The following is a 17451-nucleotide window of genomic DNA, read 5'->3' on the forward strand; positions in this document are numbered from 1 at the left end:
AAAAAGAGATCCGCCGTCAACCGCTACACTATAGCCGATTTTCATTTTTGCGCGAGGGACCTGGCCTGGCGGCCAAACCCAGCACACACGCGGGTTTCAGCCTGGGTCGATGCCCGACTTAGCCTTTATCCGCGTAAGGGTTCGTCGACGATCTGAACTCTATGCGCAATGGAGTCCCCGCCAGCTTGAAAGTTTCCCGGAAGCGGTTTTCGAGGTAGCGTTTGTACGTGTCGGTGATCGCGTCGAGCGCGTTGCCGTGAATCACGATGACCGGCGGATTCTGTCCGCCCTGGTGCGCATAGCGCAGCTTCGGACGCACCGGACCGCGACGCCGCGGTTGCTGGAACTCGACGGCTTCGATCAACGCGCGAGTCAACTTCGGCGTCGGCAGCTTCGACATGGCGGCCGCGTAGGCGTCGTCGACCGAACGCATCAGCGGGCCGATTCCAGTCTTTTCCGCAGCGGAAATGAAATGGAATTTGGCGAAGTCCAGAAATTTTAGTTTGCGCTCGAGGTCGGCCTTGGTGCGCTCGCGCACATGCGAATCGAGCCCGTCCCATTTGTTCACGCCCACCACCAGCGCGCGGCCCTGCTCCACCACGAAGCCGGCAATGTGCGCGTCCTGCTCCGAGATGTCCTGGCGCGCGTCGAGCAGCAGGATCACGACGTTGGCGTCGGAGATCGACTGCAGCGTCTTCACCACCGAGAACTTCTCGATCGCCTCGAACACCTTGCCGCGACGGCGCAGCCCGGCCGTGTCGATCAGCGTGTACGGCTTGCCCTGGCGTTCGAAATCGACGTAGATCGAATCGCGCGTGGTGCCCGGCATGTCGAACGCGATCACGCGCTCCTCGCCGACCAGCGCATTGATCAGCGTCGACTTGCCGACGTTCGGCCGGCCGACGATCGCGATCTTCGTGCCGCGCGCCTGCTTCTCGTCGTCGCTCTCTTCCGGCTGGCCGGCATACGCGACGCCGAGCGCCTCGTTGATCATTTCGGTCACGCCGTCGCCGTGCGCGGCCGAAATCGCGCGAGGGTCGCCGAGGCCGAGTTCGTAGAAGTCGGCGGCGACGTTGCTGTACTTCATCCCCTCCGCCTTGTTGACGACGAGGAAGATCGGCCGGCCGACCTTGCGCAGATAGTCGGCGATCGTCTTGTCCTGCGGCGCGAGACCATTCCGGCCGTCGACGATGAACACGACGATGTCGGCTTCCTCGACCGCCTGGCGCGTTTGCCGCGCCATTTCATGCAGGATGCCTTCCTTGGCGACCGGCTCGAAACCGCCGGTATCGACGACCAGATACGGCCGGTCGCCGGCGCGGCCTTCGCCGTAATGGCGATCGCGCGTCAGACCGGGCAGGTCGGCAACCAGCGCGTCGCGCGAACGCGTCAGGCGGTTGAATAGCGTGGATTTCCCCACATTGGGGCGCCCGACGAGGGCAATAACGGGTTTCATCTGATGTTGTTCACGGTGAAACGCGGGATCGAAATCGACCGCCCGCGTAGCGACGCCAGTTGGCCGCCACACGGCAGCGTTTGACGAAAATTATCACGAATTCGACCGGTCCCGGATGTGCGGTCAAGCTGCGCAACCGGGCGGACGGGGTTTGGCTGTCAGGGCGGCGCCAAGGGGCCGCCAGGATCAGGTACGGTTCGCTCGACGGCTGACGGGCCGGCAATGCTCCGCTAGTTTGACAAAGCGGTCCGTCCGGTCCGCGGAGCCAGGCGGCCGGTGACGCCGCAAGCTGCCACCGGTGAAGACACGGGCGCTGATCGTGCCGCGCGTGTGCTGCGAATCGATCGCTTTCCGCTTGTTGCTTTCCGCTTGTTGCTTTCCGATCGACTTGCCGGACCAGCCAGCCCGGCGCGATGGTATTGCCTACTCTCTTCGACGACCGATATTTCGCTGTACGACGCGAATCCTGCTAGAAAACGCGAGGCCGGCAAAGCCGGCCTGCGTGCTCGACGGCGCCGCGCCTCGCGCTTAACGCGGGCGGTAACCGTACAGATCGCCGTCGTGCGTCTGCACGACCAGCGTGTCGCCGGCCAGCACCGGCGCCGACGTGATCGGGCTGCCGTCGGTCTTCACACGGGCGACGAGCGTGCCGTCGTCGCGCGACAGGAAGTGCACGTAGCCCTGGTAGTCGCCCAGCACCGCCGCGCGGCCCAGCAGATACGGCACGCCGAGTTCGCGGTTCTTCAGCTTGTCGTTCTTCCACAGCGGCGCGCCGCTGGTGACGTCGAATGCGGAGACCACCGACCAGTCGTCCGCCGCGACGACCGCACGATCGTCCTGCGCGAGACCGCTCGTGCTCGAGAACGCTTTTTCCCACAGCGCACGGCCCGAGTTCGCGTCGAAGCAGCCAATCTGGCCCTGGAACGTCACCGCGCAGGTTTCCGAGCCGACCAGCGTGGGCGGACCGGTCACGTCGTTGATGCGCTCCACTTCCGTCACGCCCTTCGGATACGACACCGGCGTTTGCCAGTAGTTGTCGCCGGTCTGCACGTTGATCGCCGCGAACGCGCCGCCCGGGAAGCCGGCCAGCACTGCCGCGTCACCCGCGAACGTCATGCCCGACGACACGCGCAGATTCAGCGGCACCGCGCGATTGCGGTAGTTCCACTTCAACTCGCCGGTCTGCGAGTTGAACGCGACGATCTGACCGTCGACCGTACGCACCACCACGAGGCCATTGCCGACCAGCGGCGGCGAGATGATTTCGCCCGGCGCCTTCGCGGTCCACAGTTGCTTGCCGTCCGCGCCGAGCACGTAGACGTCGCCCTTCAGGCCGCCGACCGCGGTCAGCGTACCGTCGCTGCCGACACCGGCCGACAGGTCGTCGTGCAGCTTCACGCGCCAGATGTCCTTGCCGGTTTGCGCGTCGATCTTCGCAACCGAGCCGTTCGCGCCCGCCGCATACACCGCGTTGCCGACCGCGACCGGCGAGAACAGATAACGGCCGGCCTTGCCGACGCTCGCCTTCCACGCCTGCTGCACGTCGAGCACGGGTTTGAACTCGGTGAGCGGCGTCGGCACGCGGCGGTCGTCTTTCGCGGATGAGCAAGCCGCCAGGGTGAGCACGGTCATCGCGCAGGCAACGGGCACAGCGTAACGTTTCAGCAGATTCATCGGTGGACGAAGCATTCAGGAAATGATTTAAAAGAGACCGGTTGGTCGTTGCATGCGGCGCGACATAACGCGCCACGTGCGGCGATCAGCCGCCCAGCGCGTCCAGCTTGAACTGGATCAGCTGACGTGCGGAGCTATCGTTTTTCGACAGCGAGTCGAGCGCGAGCTTGTAGGCCGTGCGTGCATCGTCCCGCTTGCCTTGCGCGGCCAGCAGGTCGCCGCGGCCATTCGCCACGAGACCCTTGAACGCGTCGGATTGCGGTTCGGCGAGCAGCGCGAGACCCTGATCGTAGGCCTTGTCGTCGAGCAGCAGCGAGGCGAGGCGCAGTTTGGCGATCTGCTTGAACTCGTCGTCCTTCGCGTGATCGATGGTCCATTGCAACTGGGCCTTCGCACCGGCTTCGTCGCCGGCCGCGTACAGCGCCTTGGCCGCGCCCAGCGCGGTCATCTGCGCGTACGCGGTGCCGCTGAACTTGTCTTCCATGTCGGTCGCGACGCGCGTGACTTTCGCCTTGTCGCCCGACGCCTCCGCCTGCTGGACCTGGTCATACAGCACGGCGGCTTCCGCCGCCTGGCGCCGCTGCCAGAAATTCCAGCCGTTCCAGCCCGCGGCCGCCACCAGCACCACCAGCACGATCCACGTGGTTGCATTGCCCCACTGCGTCCACCATGCCTTCAGACTTTCAATCGATTCTTGTTCGTCGTGGTAACTCATCGCCCGGCGTTTTTCCTGTTTCTTGATACGTGTGTTTGTCGAGCCCTGACTGGATCAATCCGGTCGCCCGTCGAGGCTCGCCGACATCGCGATCAGTCGTCGCCGTCTTCGGCGGATGCAACCATCGCATTGATTAGATATTCGGTCAAGTTTTCGGCGGGCACGTTCTGTTGCTCGCTCTTACCACCGCTCGCCGCGTCATCGCCCGCCGCGCGCAGCGGCTTGACGCCGACCGTGCCGTTCGCGATCTCGTCCTCGCCGAGCACCACCGCGAAGGCGGCGCCGCTCGCGTCGGCACGCTTCATCTGCGACTTGAAGCTGGCGGTCTGACCGTCGGCGCTGCAATGCAGGATCACGTCGAGACCCGTATCGCGCAGCCGCTCGGCGATGATGAAAGCCTGTTCGCGCGCCGCCTCGCCCTGATGGACGACATACACGTCGCAACCCTCGTCTTCCGGCACGAGCTGGTCTTCCTTCAGCAATTCGAGAATGCGCTCGACGCCCATCGCCCAGCCGCACGCGCCGGTCGGCTTACCGCCCAGCTGTTCGATGAGCGGATCGTAGCGGCCGCCGGCGGCCACCGTGCCCTGCGCGCCGAGCTTGTCGGTCACCCATTCGAACACGGTCAGATTGTAATAATCGAGACCGCGCACGAGACGCGGATTGATCGTGAACGGAATGTTGTTCGCCTTCAGGATGCGTTGCAGCCCCTCGAAGTGCGCGCGCGATTCCTCGCCGAGAAAATCGATCAGCTTCGGCGCGTTCTGCGCGACTTCCTGCATGGCCGGATTCTTCGTGTCCAGCACGCGCAGCGGGTTCGTGTAGAGACGGCGCTTCGCTTCCTCGTCGAGCACGTCCATGTGCTTTTCGAGGTAGGCGATCAGCTCGACGCGATGCGCCGCGCGTTCGTGCGCGAGACCCAGCGAATTCAGTTCGAGCTTGATGCCCATCAGACCGAGGTCGTCCCACAGACGCTGGCACATCATGATGATTTCAGCGTCCGCGTCCGGACCGGCGAAGCCCAGCGCTTCCACGCCCACCTGATGGAACTGGCGGTAACGGCCGCGCTGCGGACGCTCGTGGCGGAACATCGGACCGATGTACCACAGGCGCTTCGGGCCGTCGTACAGCATGTTGTGCTCGATCGCCGCGCGCACCACGGCGGCGGTGTTTTCCGGACGCATGGTCAGGTTTTCACCGTTCAACGCGTCGGTGAAGCTGTACATCTCTTTCTCGACGATATCGGTCACTTCGCCGATGCCGCGCTTGAACAGCTGCGTATGCTCGACGATCGGCGTGCGGATATTCTGGTATCCGTACGAACGCAGCATCGACTTGACGGTCGCTTCGAAAAATTCCCACAGCCCGGCTTCCTGCGGAAGGATGTCGTTCATGCCCTTCACGCCGGACAACTTCTCGAGCTTTTTCTTCTGTTCAGTCATCTGTATCCGATAGCCGGTATTTAGTTGAGTGCCGCGGCGCTGGCTGCTTCCGTGCGGCCATAAGTGCGCTCGACGTAGTCACTCACGATTTGCTGGAATTCCTGCGCGATGTTCTCGCCGCGCAGCGTCTTGACCTTTTCGCCGTCGATGAACACCGGCGCCGCCGGATTCTCGCCCGACCCCGGCAAGCTGATGCCGATGTTGGCCTGCTTCGACTCGCCCGGACCATTGACGATGCAGCCCATCACCGCGACGTGCATCTTTTCGACGCCAGGATACGTATCGCGCCACACCGGCATCTGCGTGCGCAGATAGGTCTGGATCTGCGATGCGAGCTCCTGGAACAGCGTGCTGGTGGTACGGCCGCACCCCGGACACGCGATCACCATCGGCGTGAACGAACGCAGACCCATGGTCTGCAGAATTTCCTGACCGACGATCACTTCGCCCGTGCGCGACGCACCCGGTTCCGGCGTCAGCGAAATCCGGATCGTGTCGCCGATGCCTTGCTGAAGCAGCACCGACAACGCCGCCGTGGACGCGACGATCCCCTTCGACCCCATGCCCGCTTCGGTCAAGCCGAGATGCAGCGCAAAATCGCAGCGCCGCGCAAGCTCCTTGTACACGGCTATCAGGTCCTGCACGCCGCTGACCTTGCACGACAGGATGATCTTGTTGCGCGGCAGGCCGATTTCGACCGCGCGTTCGGCCGAGCCGATCGCCGACTGGATCAGCGCTTCGTACATCACGCTCTGCGCTTCCCACGGCGTGGAACGCGCCGCGTTTTCATCCATCATTTTTGCGAGCAGATCCTGGTCGAGGCTGCCCCAGTTCACGCCGATGCGCACCGGCTTGTCGTACTTCGCGGCCGCTTCGATCATCTGCGCGAACTGCGTGTCGCGCTTCGCACCGTGTCCGACGTTGCCCGGGTTGATCCGGTACTTGGACAGCGACTCCGCGCAGCCCGGATAGTCGCGCAGCAACAGATGGCCGTTGTAGTGGAAATCGCCGACCAGCGGCACCGACACGCCCATGCGGTCGAGCTGCTCGCGCACAGCCGGCACGGCCGCGGCCGCTTCCGGCGTGTTCACCGTGATCCGCACCAGTTCCGAACCGGCTTGCGCCAGCTCCTTGATCTGGATCGCGGTGCCGATCGCGTCCGCGGTGTCCGTGTTCGTCATGGACTGCACGCGCACCGGTGCGTCGCCGCCGATCGTGACGAGCTGGCCGCCCCAACGGACGTCGACCGCGTGCGACTTGCGCCGCGCCGCATGGCCGCCGAACACCGGTTCGGTCGAAACGATCTTGCTTGTGGATTGGGATTGAGCTTCGGATTGCATCGGAAAACCCGTTTACGCCGCACGCGCCACATCAAGACGTGGCGCCTGAATTGAAAAAGCGCCGCGGACCGGTCCGGCCGCGGCGCATACCGTATCTGTCAAGGCAGCGAGAAGCGCGCCACGTTGCCTTTTGCTGCCGAATATTTGGCCGCGTCGACCGGCTGGCCGTCGAGCGTCACCGACTCGAGACCGGCTTTGTTGCCGACCGTCACCTTGAACGGCGCGACACCCGTCACTTCCTTGGCGTCGCCCGCATGCACGAGGCCGGAGAACACTTCCTTGCCGTCCTTGCCACGCACACTGAACCAGCTGTCCTGCGTCACGCGCAGCGCGACGGTCGATTGGCCGGCGGCCGGCTCGGCCGTTGCTGCCGAGGCGTCGGCGACAACCGCCGCCGGCGCGCTCGCGGCCGGTGCCGTCATGGCCACCGCGGCCTGCGCTTGCGAAACCGCCTTCGGCGCAGCCGCGCTTGCGGTCACGGCCGGCGCTGCACCGTTGCCGGTGGCGAGCGGCGCCGGCATCGGCGTACCCGATGCCGCGCTATCCGTCGCAGCCTGCGTTTCCGGCGTGGACGCCGCTTCTTCGGCCGTGGCTTCGGAACCCGCGGCCGGTGCCTGCGCCACCGCGCCCGATGCACCGGTCGCGTTGCCCGTGGCGCCGTTCGCGCTCGCCTTCAGACGCGCGAGCCACGCCGACGAATCGCCACCATTGGTATGCCACATGCCCAGCGCGATCACCGCGACGATTACCGCCGCCACGCCCCACAACCATGAGCGGCTTTTCTGTCCGCTGCCGCCCAGCGACAGCGACACCTTGCCGCGCGGCAAATCTTTACCTGACGACGCTGGCATCGAAAGATCCGGCGCCGGCACGCCCTTCTCGCGGCGCAAGGCCTGGGTAAACGGCGTGGGATCGGCGCCCAGCATCTTCGCGTAGCTGCGCACCACGCCGAGCGCGAAGGTGGTGTCCGGCAAGTGGCTGATGTCGCCCGACTCGAGCGCGCGCAACTTGACGGCGGACACCTTCAGACGCGCGGAAACGTCCTCGATCGACCAACCCTTCGATTCACGCAACTGGGTCAAGCGCGCGCCAACTGCCGCCAACGAATCCATGCCCTGCTGTGCAACGGGCTGCACTACCGCCCGGGCGACCGGCGCCGGATGGCCTTCGTTCGTGTCTGTGTCCTGCGGCTGCGGGTGCTGCGGCTCACTCATCCCAAATCCTTTCGCGTCGATTCTTTTTAACTCGTGCCACCCGGACGGGCTCACGCCTCACGCCCGAATCGCAGACCGTTTATAACAAAATGCGCGGCCTTGTGTGCCGCTTCCGATCGCTTCTGCAAACTTTCTTTTCAACCGTGGGTGGCAAAGCCGTCTTTTCGCACGCCCGGCAGCGAGTTTGCCGAGCGCTTGCCGAGGCCATCGGCTCCCAGGCCACCCGACGGTTACACGGCGCGAACCTCGATAATCTTCGCCGCCTTCCCGGTGCGCTCAGCAAGACGCGTGCGGTCCTGCACCGCACCAGCCAGCTGACCACAGGCAGCGTCGATATCATCGCCGCGGGTTTTACGCACGGTGGTGACGACGCCCGCGTCCATCAGCACCTGTGCAAACCGCTTGATCTGTTCCGGCTTCGAGCGGATGAGGCCCGATTCGGGGAACGGATTGAACGGAATCAGATTGAACTTGCACGGCACGTCGCGCGTCACGGCGAGCAGTTCGCGCGCCTGCGCCTCGCTGTCGTTCACGCCGTCGAGCATGCAATATTCGAAGGTAATGAAATCGCGCGGCGCGACTTTCAGATAGCGCTGGCAAGCGGCCATCAGTTCGCGCAGCGGATACTTCTTGTTCAGCGGCACCAGCATGTCGCGCAGCGGATCGCTCGGCGCATGCAGCGACACCGCGAGCGCCACCGGCAGGTCCGCGCCGAGACGGTCCATCATCGGCACGACGCCCGAGGTGGACAGCGTGACGCGCCGGCGCGACAGGCCATACGCGTTGTCGTCGAGCATCAGGCGCATGGCGGGCACCACCGCGTCGTAGTTCAGCAGCGGCTCGCCCATGCCCATCATCACGACGTTCGTGACGACCCGGTCGCCCTTGCCGTCGCCACCCGTGGCGCGGCCACCGTCGCCGCCGCGCGTGGCGCGCAGCGCGAACTCGGCCATTCGCAGCTGGCCGATGATTTCACCGGTGGAAAGATTGCGGGAGAACCCCTGTTTGCCGGTCGAACAGAAACGGCAGTTGACCGCACAGCCGGCCTGCGACGACACGCACAACGTGCCGCGCGTTTCTTCCGGGATATAGACGGTCTCAACTGCGTTGCCGTTGCCGACGTCGATCAGCCACTTGCGTGTGCCGTCGGTCGAAATATGGTCGCTGACGATGCCCGGCATCGTGATCGCGGCACGCCCCTTGAGCTTTTCGCGCAAGGACTTCGCGAGATCGGTCATGCCGTCGAAGTCGGCAGCGTTGTACTGGTGAATCCAGCGCTGCAATTGCTTGGCGCGAAACGGTTTCTCGCCCAGGCTGTCGCAGTAGGCGACGAGCCCTTGGGCGTCGAGGTCGAGAAGGTTGACGGTGGAACTGCTCGTCATATCGAATCCTGCCATTTCAGTGCGAGACTGCGTTCATGCAACAAGCTGCATGAACGCAATGCCGTTCGCGCCCATTCCTGCTGCTTTTACCTTAGTACTTTGCCGGACGATTCGTGCGATAAATCAGATTCGGCTGCACGAACTACCGGCAAAATCAGGCGATAACGCGGGTCTTAACGCGAGTAAACGTTAACTTGCGGGAAGAAAAATGCGATTTCGACCGCAGCCGTTTCCGGAGCGTCCGAACCGTGCACTGCGTTAGCGTCGATGCTGTCGGCGAAGTCGGCGCGAATCGTGCCCTTCTCCGCCTTCTTCGGATCCGTTGCGCCCATCAGGTCACGGTGCTTCAGGATTGCGTTTTCGCCTTCCAGCGCTTGCACGACCACCGGGCCCGAGATCATGAATTCGACGAGGTCCTTGAAGAAAGGACGTGCCGCGTGAACAGCGTAGAACTTCTCAGCGTCGGCGCGCGACAGATGAACCATGCGCGATGCCACGATCTTCAGACCTGCGTTTTCGAAACGGCTGTAGATCTGGCCGATCACGTTCTTGGCCACTGCGTCCGGCTTGATAATGGACAGGGTGCGTTCGATCGCCATAAAAACTCCAAAAAATTAAGAGGTTACAGATTCAAATGAATCCGCTATTGTAGCATGTTCCCGTGTATGATTGCGATTGAACCCTTACAGCATTGAAAGACTCCAAGCAGGAGTTTCGGGAAGCTGGTAGCGTAGGTCGCGCGGTATTTCGAGGGCATTGAAACTCCCCGCCACCGCGCCAATCTTAGGGATGGGTACTGTACGATGCGACCGCTTCAAGTGATGTGACAATCGCGTCGAAAACCGCTTCGCAACCGGCTCGCTTTGGAGCCTGCTTTAGAGCCTGCTACAGAGCCTGCTACTACCCGCTTCATCACCGCTTCACCACCATACGCAACACGCTTTCGAGGTAAGGAGAGACCATGAACGATCATCCGTATAGCTTTGGCCGCAATGGCGCAGTCAGCACGGTCGAAACGCGTAATCGCGTGCTACGGAACACCTACTGGCTGCTGGCGCTATCCATGATTCCCACGGTGCTCGGCGCGTGGGTGGGCCTCGCCACCGGCTTCTCGCTGTTCGCCGCCACCAGTCCCGCCATGAGCATGCTGGCGTTCTTCGCGATCGCCTTCGGCTTCATGTTCGCGATCCAGAAGACCAAGGACAGCGCCGCTGGCGTGTTCGTGCTGCTCGGCTTCACGTTCTTCATGGGCCTGATGCTGTCGCGCATTCTGAGCTTCGTGCTCGGCTTTTCGAACGGACCGTCGCTGATCATGCTCGCCTTCGGCGGCACCGGCGTGATCTTCGCGGCCATGGCGACCATCGCCACGGTCAGCAAGCGCGACTTCTCGGGTCTCGGCAAGTGGCTGTTCATGGGCGTGATCGTGCTGCTGCTGGCTTCGGTCGCGAACATCTTCCTGCACCTGCCGGCGCTAATGCTCACCGTGTCGGTCATGGCCATCGTGATCTTCTCGGCGTACATGCTGTTCGACGTTCAGCGCGTCGTGAACGGCGGCGAAACGAACTACATCACCGCCACGCTCGCGATCTATCTGGATCTGTACAACGTGTTCGTCAACCTGCTCGCGCTGCTGGGCATCTTCGGCGGCAACCGCAATTAAGTCTGACTTCGGGCGAGGCGCGTAAAGCGTCCCGCCTGCAAAAAAGCCCGTCACGATCAACTCGTGACGGGCTTTTTCTTTTTCTTTGTCTCGGTGACCAGGCCTAACCGCCGCGACCGCAACCGACGAAATCGACAACTTCCGTCAGCGGCACGCCCACGCCAGACGCAGCCTACAAACTCAACCACGCAAAGCCTTCCTCCTGCGACGCGACGACCACCTCGGTGAGCGCCGCGCCCAGCACGCCGGCCATTGCCGCGCGCGCCAGGTCCGGCGTGTTGTTCTGCTGGCTCAGATGCGCCGCCACCAGATGCCGCAAACGCGACCGGTCCAGCGACGCCAGGATGTCGGCCGCCGCCTCGTTGTTCAAATGCCCATGATTGCCGCCGATGCGCGCCTTCAGCGACTGCGGATAACGGCTGCCGGCAAGCATCTGCACGTCATGGTTGCATTCGAGCACCAGCGCATCGCAGCCGCTCAGCACCGCGCTGATGTGCGGCGTGGACGTGCCGACATCGGTCAGCACGCCGAGCCGGCTCGCGCCGTTGGACAGCACGTATTGCAAGGGCTCGCGAGCGTCGTGGGGAACGGTGTAGGGAAGAATGCTGAGATCGCCGATCGCGACCGCTTCGTCGCCCCACAGCACCTGCAGATCGACGTCGGCTTCGTCGGCGCCGACTGCGCGGGCCGTGCCCCAGCTCATGTACAGCGGAATCGACCACTTGCGCGCCAGCGTTAGCGCGCTGCCGATGTGATCGCTATGTTCATGCGTGATCAGAATCGCGTCGAGACCTTCGGCGCTCGCGCCGAGCCGGTTCAGACGCCGCTCGACTTCCTTCGCGGAAAAACCGCAGTCGAGCAGCACGCGTGTGGTGGTCGCGCCGCTTTGCGCTTCCACCAGCAGCGCATTGCCTTCACTACCGCTGCCGAGACTCGCGAACCTCACGGCCCGCCTAGTTCAGCTGCGCGTGGAGCAGCGTCACGATACGCTGCGCATCGGACGAATTGTCCACCTGCCCGCTCGGATCCACCACGGCCACCTGCGTCACGGCGTCGCCCTTCGAACGCACATTGACGAGGAATTCCTGGCCCGGCTTCTTCGCCGAATTGCCGCTGTAGAACAGCTTGCCGAACAGGCCGTCCTTCTTCAGTTCCTGCATCGAGTCGGCGTAACGCACGTAGTAGATGCCCTTCGCGCGATCGCGGTTGTCGACGGTGAAGTTGGTGCGGTCGAGCGCGAGGCCCACGCGCAGCCATGCACGGTCGAACGACTCCTGCAGATCCAGCGTCGACGCACCCGCGGTCTGGTCGATCGTGGCCGGCGCGACGGCCGGACGCGCGTCGGTCAGCAGTTGCTTCGATTGCGCCTCGGTCAGACCGAATTTCTGCATCAGCTTGGTCAGGAACAGCGCCTCGAGCGCCGGATCGCGCGGACGCTCGACCCAACGCGACGACACTTTGTCCTGCCCCGTCATCACTTCTTCCATCGCGTTATGCGTGATCGAAATGTCCGTGGTGTCCGACGGTCCGCGCGACACCAATGTGCGGAAACTGTCGCGCGTACCCGACGAATAGGCGATGTCGATCACCTTGCCGACCGTGCGGCGGAACCAGTCGTCCGGAATGTTGGCGCGGTTTTCCGCCCAGTCGGTCGTCATGATGCCGGTAGCCGCCGCGTCCGTTTTCAGCGCGAAGCCGTTTTCCTGCCAGAACTCCTGCAGCTGCGGCCACAGTTGTTCCGGCGAGCGGCCGTCGACCACCAGCCAGCGGCGATCGCCGTCGCGTTCGATGTGCATGCCGAGCGGATCCTGCGCGTTCGGCTGACCTTCGGTGGCGTTGCCCGCCGCCGTGATCGCGCGTGTCGGCGCGCCGCCCAGCGCCAGATTGGTGGGCGGTGCGACGTAGCGCTCGTCGGTCTTGGTGGTGCTCAGATCGCTCGGCACGGCGAGCGGCGGCGCGCTGCCGGCACCCTTGTAGTTGACGCGGTCGGAAGCGAACCAGTCGTTCAGCGTGTCACAGCCGGCGAGCGTCGTCAGGGCAAGCGCCAGCGCCGCCATGCGGGTTGCGTGGAGGGAAAGTGCGGAACGTTTCATGAGGTCCTTCGTGATGCTGGAACGCGGTGCCGGTTCTGTGTGCGGGAACGTGGCTGGATCGACGTCGGTTAAGGGAATGCCGGTGGCAGGCTTTCGTTGGCGCTGATGGGTGCCGCGGTCAGCCCGCTTAGCCCAGCAGACCCGCTTCGCGCAACGCGCCGCGCACCACGTCGTGGTATTGCGCGTCGAGCGGCGTGAGCGGCAGGCGGATACCGCCCTGCACACGACCCAATTGCTGCAACGCCCATTTCGCCGGAATCGGATTCGATTCGATGAACAGGTTCTTATGCAGCGACAGGAGCTTCAGATGAATCTCACGTGCGGTTTTCGCGTCGGCGGCGAGCGCGGCCTTGCACAGTTCGCTCATCGCGCGCGGCGCGACGTTCGCGGTAACCGAGATATTGCCGTGGCCGCCGAGCAGCATCAACGCGATCGCGGTCGGATCGTCGCCGCTGTAGATGCCGAAATGCGCGGGCGCCGACTTGATCAGATGCGCGGCGCGGTCGATGTTGCCGGTCGCTTCCTTCACGCCGATGATGCCCGGCACCTGCGCGCAACGCAGAATGGTTTCGTTGCTCATGTCCGCGACGGTGCGGCCCGGCACGTTGTACAGGATCACCGGCAGATCGACGGTTTCGGCAATCGTCCTGAAATGGCGGTAGATGCCTTCCTGGGTCGGCTTGTTGTAGTACGGCACGACCTGCAGCGTGGCGTCCGCGCCGACCGCTTTGGCTTCCTTCGTCAGCTCGATGGCCTCGGTGGTCGAATTGCCGCCCGAGCCCGCGATCACCGGAATCCGGCCCGCCGTGTGCTCGACTGCGGTCTTGACCATCAGGATGTGTTCTTCGACCGACAGCGTGGCCGACTCGCCGCTCGTGCCGACCACGACGAGCGCATTCGTGCCCTCTTCGACGTGCCAGTCGATCAGTTTGCGAAACGCCGGCAGATCGAGACCGCCGTCTTCGAGCATCGGGGTAATGATGGCAGGAATGCTGCCGCGAATCTGCACGCTGCCGTGGGTGCCGCTCTGGTTGCCGCTTTGGGTGCCGTTAGTCATGAAACGCCATGAATTTGATCAGGTAAACCGCGATTGTAGCGGATTAGCCAGCCAACTCGTAACAAGGCGGGGGTGCCGCCTGCGCGGTGTCAGCCGAGCGCTCCGCCTCCAGAATCGCACAGATGCGCTGGACGTAAGCCGGGCGCGGCTGCGCGAGAAAACCATCCTGAAAAGCGACGACCCGCAAGCGCCCGCGCACAAGCTCGAGCAGCTCGCCGGGCGCGAGCAGGAACGCGGGATTAGAGGGCTTGCCGACGGTTTCGTTGCCTTGCGCGAAGGTCTCGTAAACCAGTACGCCGCCGGGCGCGAGCGCGTCCAGCAAATGCGGGAAAAGCGGGCGATGCAGGTAGTTCGTGACCACGACCGCGGCGAATTTCGCGTCGGCGGGCAACGGCCAGGCGGCGTTTTCGATGTCCGCGGCCAGCGGCGTGACGTGCGGCACGTCGCGCAGCGTGTCGAGCGCGGCGGCGTCACGGTCGACCGCCGTCACCGGATGCCCGAGCGATGCAAGATAGCGCGCATGCCGCCCTGCTCCCGACGCGACATCGAGCACCGCGCCGCCCGGCGCGATGAGATGCGCCCAATGACGCACCCAGCGGGAGGGTTCGCCCAATCCATGCATTGCAGCGGCGGAAGTGGTCATCGGTTCGAAATCCATGCGGCGGGTGGGAGGTTCAGTGAGCGACCAGCAATCTCGGGCGTTCACCTGGCGTCAGTCCGGCGCTCGATTGAAGCGCAACGAGCGCTCCGCATCAAGCGCTCAGTTATACGACAGCCCCATCGCCTCGCGAACGTCGCGCATGGTTTCCGTGGCGAAACGTCGCGCCTTGTCGCAGCCGTCGGCGACGATCGCGCGCAACAGCGACGGGTCGTCCATGTACTTCTGCGCACGCTCCAGCATCGGCTGCTGCTCGCGCAGAATGCCTTCGATCACCGGCTGCTTGCATTCGAGACACCCGATGCCCGCCGTCCGGCAACCCTGCTCCGCCCACTGGTGAGTGGCTTCGTCCGTATACACCTGATGCAGTTGCCACACCGGACATTTGTCCGGGTCGCCCGGGTCGGTGCGGCGCACGCGGGCCGGATCGGTCGGCATGGTGCGGACTTTTTTCGTGATGGTCTCCGCGTCTTCGCGCAGACCGATCGTGTTGCCGTACGACTTCGACATCTTCTGACCATCGAGGCCCGGCATGCGTGCCGCTTCCGTCAGCATGGCCTGCGGCTCGACCAGAATGATCTTGCGCGACCCCTCCAGATAGCCGAACAGCCGCTCGCGGTCGCTCAGCGACAGACTCTGCGACTCCTGCAACATCGCGCGGGCCTGCTCGAGCGCTTCGTCGTCGCCTTCCTGCTGATAGGCGTTACGCAGTTCGTGGTAGAGCTTCGCGCGCTTGCCGCCGAGCTTTTTGGCGGCGTCGGTGGCTTTCTGCTCGAAACCCGGCTCGCGGCCATACAGGTAGTTGAAGCGGCGGGCGATTTCGCGCGTCATTTCGACGTGCGGCACCTGGTCTTCGCCGACCGGCACCAGCGAGCCGCGATACAGCAGAATGTCCGCCGCCATCAGCACCGGATAGCCGAGAAAGCCGTACGTGGACAGGTCCTTGTCCTTCAGCTTTTCCTGCTGCTCCTTGTAGGTCGGCACGCGCTCGAGCCAGCCGAGCGGTGTGCTCATGCCGAGCAGCAGCGCGAGTTCCGCGTGCTCCGGCACCTTGCTCTGGATGAACAGCGTGGCCTGCGCGGGATCGATACCGGAAGCGAGCCAGTCGATCAGCACGTCCCACACGTTCTTTTCGATCACCTCGGGCGTTTCGTAGTGCGTGGTCAGCGCATGCCAGTCGACCACGCAGAAGAAACACGGATATTCCGATTGCAGCCGTACCCAGTTCTTCAGCACGCCGTGATAGTGGCCGAGGTGCAGCGAGCCGGTAGGCCGCATGCCGGAAAAGATACGGTCTGGGAACATGGTGTCTTAGAAAAGCGAAACGAGTGGGGACAGTATGGCCGTGATCGCACCGTAGCCGATATTCACGAGCGGATTCAGCCAGTAGCGCGACAGCGTGCCGGTCATCACCAGCGCCATCACGATGAAGAAGCCGTACGGCTCGATTCGCGACAACGCGATCGACTGGCGCGGCGGCAACAGCGCCATCAGCACGCGCCCGCCGTCGAGCGGGGGCAGCGGAAACAGGTTCAGCACGCCGAGCACGAGATTGAAGTAGACGCCCGCCTTCGCCATGCCGATGAAAAACGCTTCGTCGATATTCATGCCGAGCAGCGCGACGAACACGATGTACCACACGAGCGCCTGCACGAAATTGCAGGCCGGCCCCGCCGCCGCGACCCACAGGCTGCCCCAGCGCGGATTGCGCAGATTGCCGAAGGCGACCGGCACCGGCTTCGCGTAGCCGAACATGAACGCGCCGCTGGTGGCGAAATACAGCAGCAAGGGAATCGCGATGGTGCCGAGCGGATCGATATGCCGCATCGGATTGAGGGACACGCGGCCGAGCACGTAAGCGGTGTTGTCGCCGAGCCAGCGCGCGACGTAACCATGCGCGGCCTCATGCAACGTGATCGCGAAAATCACCGGCAGCGCGTACACCGCAATGGTTTGTATCAGGGAAGAATCCATAACTCGCTATTGTAACAACGCGCTGGCGGGCGTCTGTCCGCTTTCCATCATGCCGTTTCCTCGAGCCCGAACGGCGCGAGCGAACCGCGCCCCGGGCGCACCAGCACCGGCGCCGCGCCGGTCAGATCGATCACCGTCGACGGCTCGCAGAGACATGGTCCGCCGTCGATCACCAGATCCAGTTGCTTTTCCAGACGCTCGCGGATTTCCTCCGGATCGTTCAGCGGCTCGGTGTCGCCCGGCATGATCAGCGTGGAGCCGAGCAGCGGCTGGCCCAGTTCCTCGAGGATCGCCAGCGTGATCGCGTGATCCGGCACCCGCAGGCCGATGGTCTTGCGCGACGGATGCGACAGGCGCCGCGGCACTTCCTTGGTGGCCTGCAGCACGAACACGTAAGGACCGGGCGTGACCGACTTGATCAGCCGGTACTGGCGGTTGTCCACCATCGCGAAGTTCGCGAGTTCCGACAGATCGCGCACCAGCAGCGACAGCAACTGCTTCTCGTCGAGGCCGCGAATGCGCCGCAGACGTTCGACCGCGTTCTTGTCGTCGAGATGGCAGGCGAGCGCGTAGCTGGAGTCGGTCGGCAGCGCGACCACGCCGCCGTCGTTGATGATCTGCACCGCCTGTTTGACGAGGCGCGGCTGCGGATTGTCGGGATGAAGCCGGAAGTATTGGGACATGGTCGCTAACGGTGAGTACCAGGGATACACGCGAGCAGATAAGCGGTGACACACGCGGGATCAGCGGCGACGGCCCGGCCGCTGCACTGCTGTGTCTGGCGAT

At 64.0% G+C, this 17451-nt stretch carries 16 protein-coding genes; 1 reads left to right on the forward strand and 15 read right to left on the reverse strand.

Annotated features, from left to right (window positions below; translation table 11 throughout):
• Positions 1-118 precede the first annotated feature (118 nt).
• The 8 genes from der to ndk all read right to left on the reverse strand — a co-directional run bounded on the left by der (position 119) and on the right by ndk (position 9822).
• Positions 119-1456 (reverse strand): ribosome biogenesis GTPase Der, encoded by a 1338-nt coding sequence (der, locus tag LFL96_RS12160; protein ID WP_280995488.1) that lies wholly within the window; start codon positions 1454-1456, stop codon positions 119-121.
• A gap of 528 nt (positions 1457-1984) precedes the next feature.
• Entirely contained in the window at positions 1985-3130 is a 1146-nt protein-coding gene (gene bamB / locus LFL96_RS12165; RefSeq protein ID WP_280995489.1) for an outer membrane protein assembly factor BamB, read from the reverse strand.
• 85 nt (positions 3131-3215) lie between these two features.
• Complete coding sequence (locus LFL96_RS12170) at positions 3216-3845, reverse strand: tetratricopeptide repeat protein (RefSeq protein WP_280995490.1); 630 nt, start codon at positions 3843-3845, stop codon at positions 3216-3218.
• 92 nt (positions 3846-3937) lie between these two features.
• Positions 3938-5287: a histidine--tRNA ligase gene (gene hisS, locus LFL96_RS12175; RefSeq protein WP_280995491.1), complete on the reverse strand. Its 1350-nt coding sequence runs from the start codon at positions 5285-5287 to the stop codon at positions 3938-3940.
• 20 nt (positions 5288-5307) lie between these two features.
• Entirely contained in the window at positions 5308-6627 is a 1320-nt protein-coding gene (ispG, locus tag LFL96_RS12180; protein WP_280995492.1) for a flavodoxin-dependent (E)-4-hydroxy-3-methylbut-2-enyl-diphosphate synthase, read from the reverse strand.
• Positions 6628-6725: 98 nt separating this feature from the next.
• Positions 6726-7841, reverse strand: a complete 1116-nt coding sequence (locus tag LFL96_RS12185) for a helix-turn-helix domain-containing protein (RefSeq protein ID WP_280995493.1) — start codon at positions 7839-7841, stop codon at positions 6726-6728.
• A 230-nt stretch (positions 7842-8071) separates the two neighbouring features.
• A complete protein-coding gene (gene rlmN, locus LFL96_RS12190) occupies positions 8072-9223 on the reverse strand; it encodes a 23S rRNA (adenine(2503)-C(2))-methyltransferase RlmN (protein ID WP_280995494.1) in 1152 nt (383 codons plus the stop codon).
• Between the two features lie 173 nt (positions 9224-9396).
• Positions 9397-9822, reverse strand: coding sequence for a nucleoside-diphosphate kinase (ndk, locus tag LFL96_RS12195; RefSeq protein ID WP_280995495.1), 426 nt, complete (start codon positions 9820-9822; stop codon positions 9397-9399).
• Between the two features lie 362 nt (positions 9823-10184).
• Here ndk and LFL96_RS12200 point away from each other — a divergent pair, with 362 nt between their 5' ends.
• Entirely contained in the window at positions 10185-10883 is a 699-nt protein-coding gene (locus LFL96_RS12200; protein WP_280995496.1) for a Bax inhibitor-1/YccA family protein, read from the forward strand.
• 172 nt (positions 10884-11055) lie between these two features.
• Here the strand turns inward: LFL96_RS12200 and LFL96_RS12205 are convergent, their stop codons facing one another.
• The 7 genes from LFL96_RS12205 to LFL96_RS12235 form a co-directional block, all read right to left on the reverse strand.
• A complete protein-coding gene (locus LFL96_RS12205; RefSeq protein WP_280995497.1) occupies positions 11056-11829 on the reverse strand; it encodes an MBL fold metallo-hydrolase in 774 nt (257 codons plus the stop codon).
• A 7-nt stretch (positions 11830-11836) separates the two neighbouring features.
• Positions 11837-12976, reverse strand: a complete 1140-nt coding sequence (bamC, locus tag LFL96_RS12210) for an outer membrane protein assembly factor BamC (protein WP_280995498.1) — start codon at positions 12974-12976, stop codon at positions 11837-11839.
• A 127-nt stretch (positions 12977-13103) separates the two neighbouring features.
• A complete protein-coding gene (dapA, locus tag LFL96_RS12215) occupies positions 13104-14033 on the reverse strand; it encodes a 4-hydroxy-tetrahydrodipicolinate synthase (RefSeq protein ID WP_280995499.1) in 930 nt (309 codons plus the stop codon).
• Between the two features lie 43 nt (positions 14034-14076).
• A complete protein-coding gene (locus LFL96_RS12220; protein WP_280995500.1) occupies positions 14077-14676 on the reverse strand; it encodes a methyltransferase domain-containing protein in 600 nt (199 codons plus the stop codon).
• A gap of 117 nt (positions 14677-14793) precedes the next feature.
• Positions 14794-15996, reverse strand: a complete 1203-nt coding sequence (locus tag LFL96_RS12225; RefSeq protein ID WP_280995501.1) for a tryptophan--tRNA ligase — start codon at positions 15994-15996, stop codon at positions 14794-14796.
• Positions 15997-16002: 6 nt separating this feature from the next.
• Positions 16003-16665, reverse strand: a complete 663-nt coding sequence (locus LFL96_RS12230) for a site-2 protease family protein (protein ID WP_280995502.1) — start codon at positions 16663-16665, stop codon at positions 16003-16005.
• A 47-nt stretch (positions 16666-16712) separates the two neighbouring features.
• Positions 16713-17348 (reverse strand): L-threonylcarbamoyladenylate synthase, encoded by a 636-nt coding sequence (locus tag LFL96_RS12235; protein ID WP_280995503.1) that lies wholly within the window; start codon positions 17346-17348, stop codon positions 16713-16715.
• Between the last annotated feature and the right edge of the window lie 103 nt (positions 17349-17451).

The sequence above is a fragment of the Paraburkholderia sp. D15 genome (assembly GCF_029910215.1).
GTDB lineage: Bacteria > Pseudomonadota > Gammaproteobacteria > Burkholderiales > Burkholderiaceae > Paraburkholderia.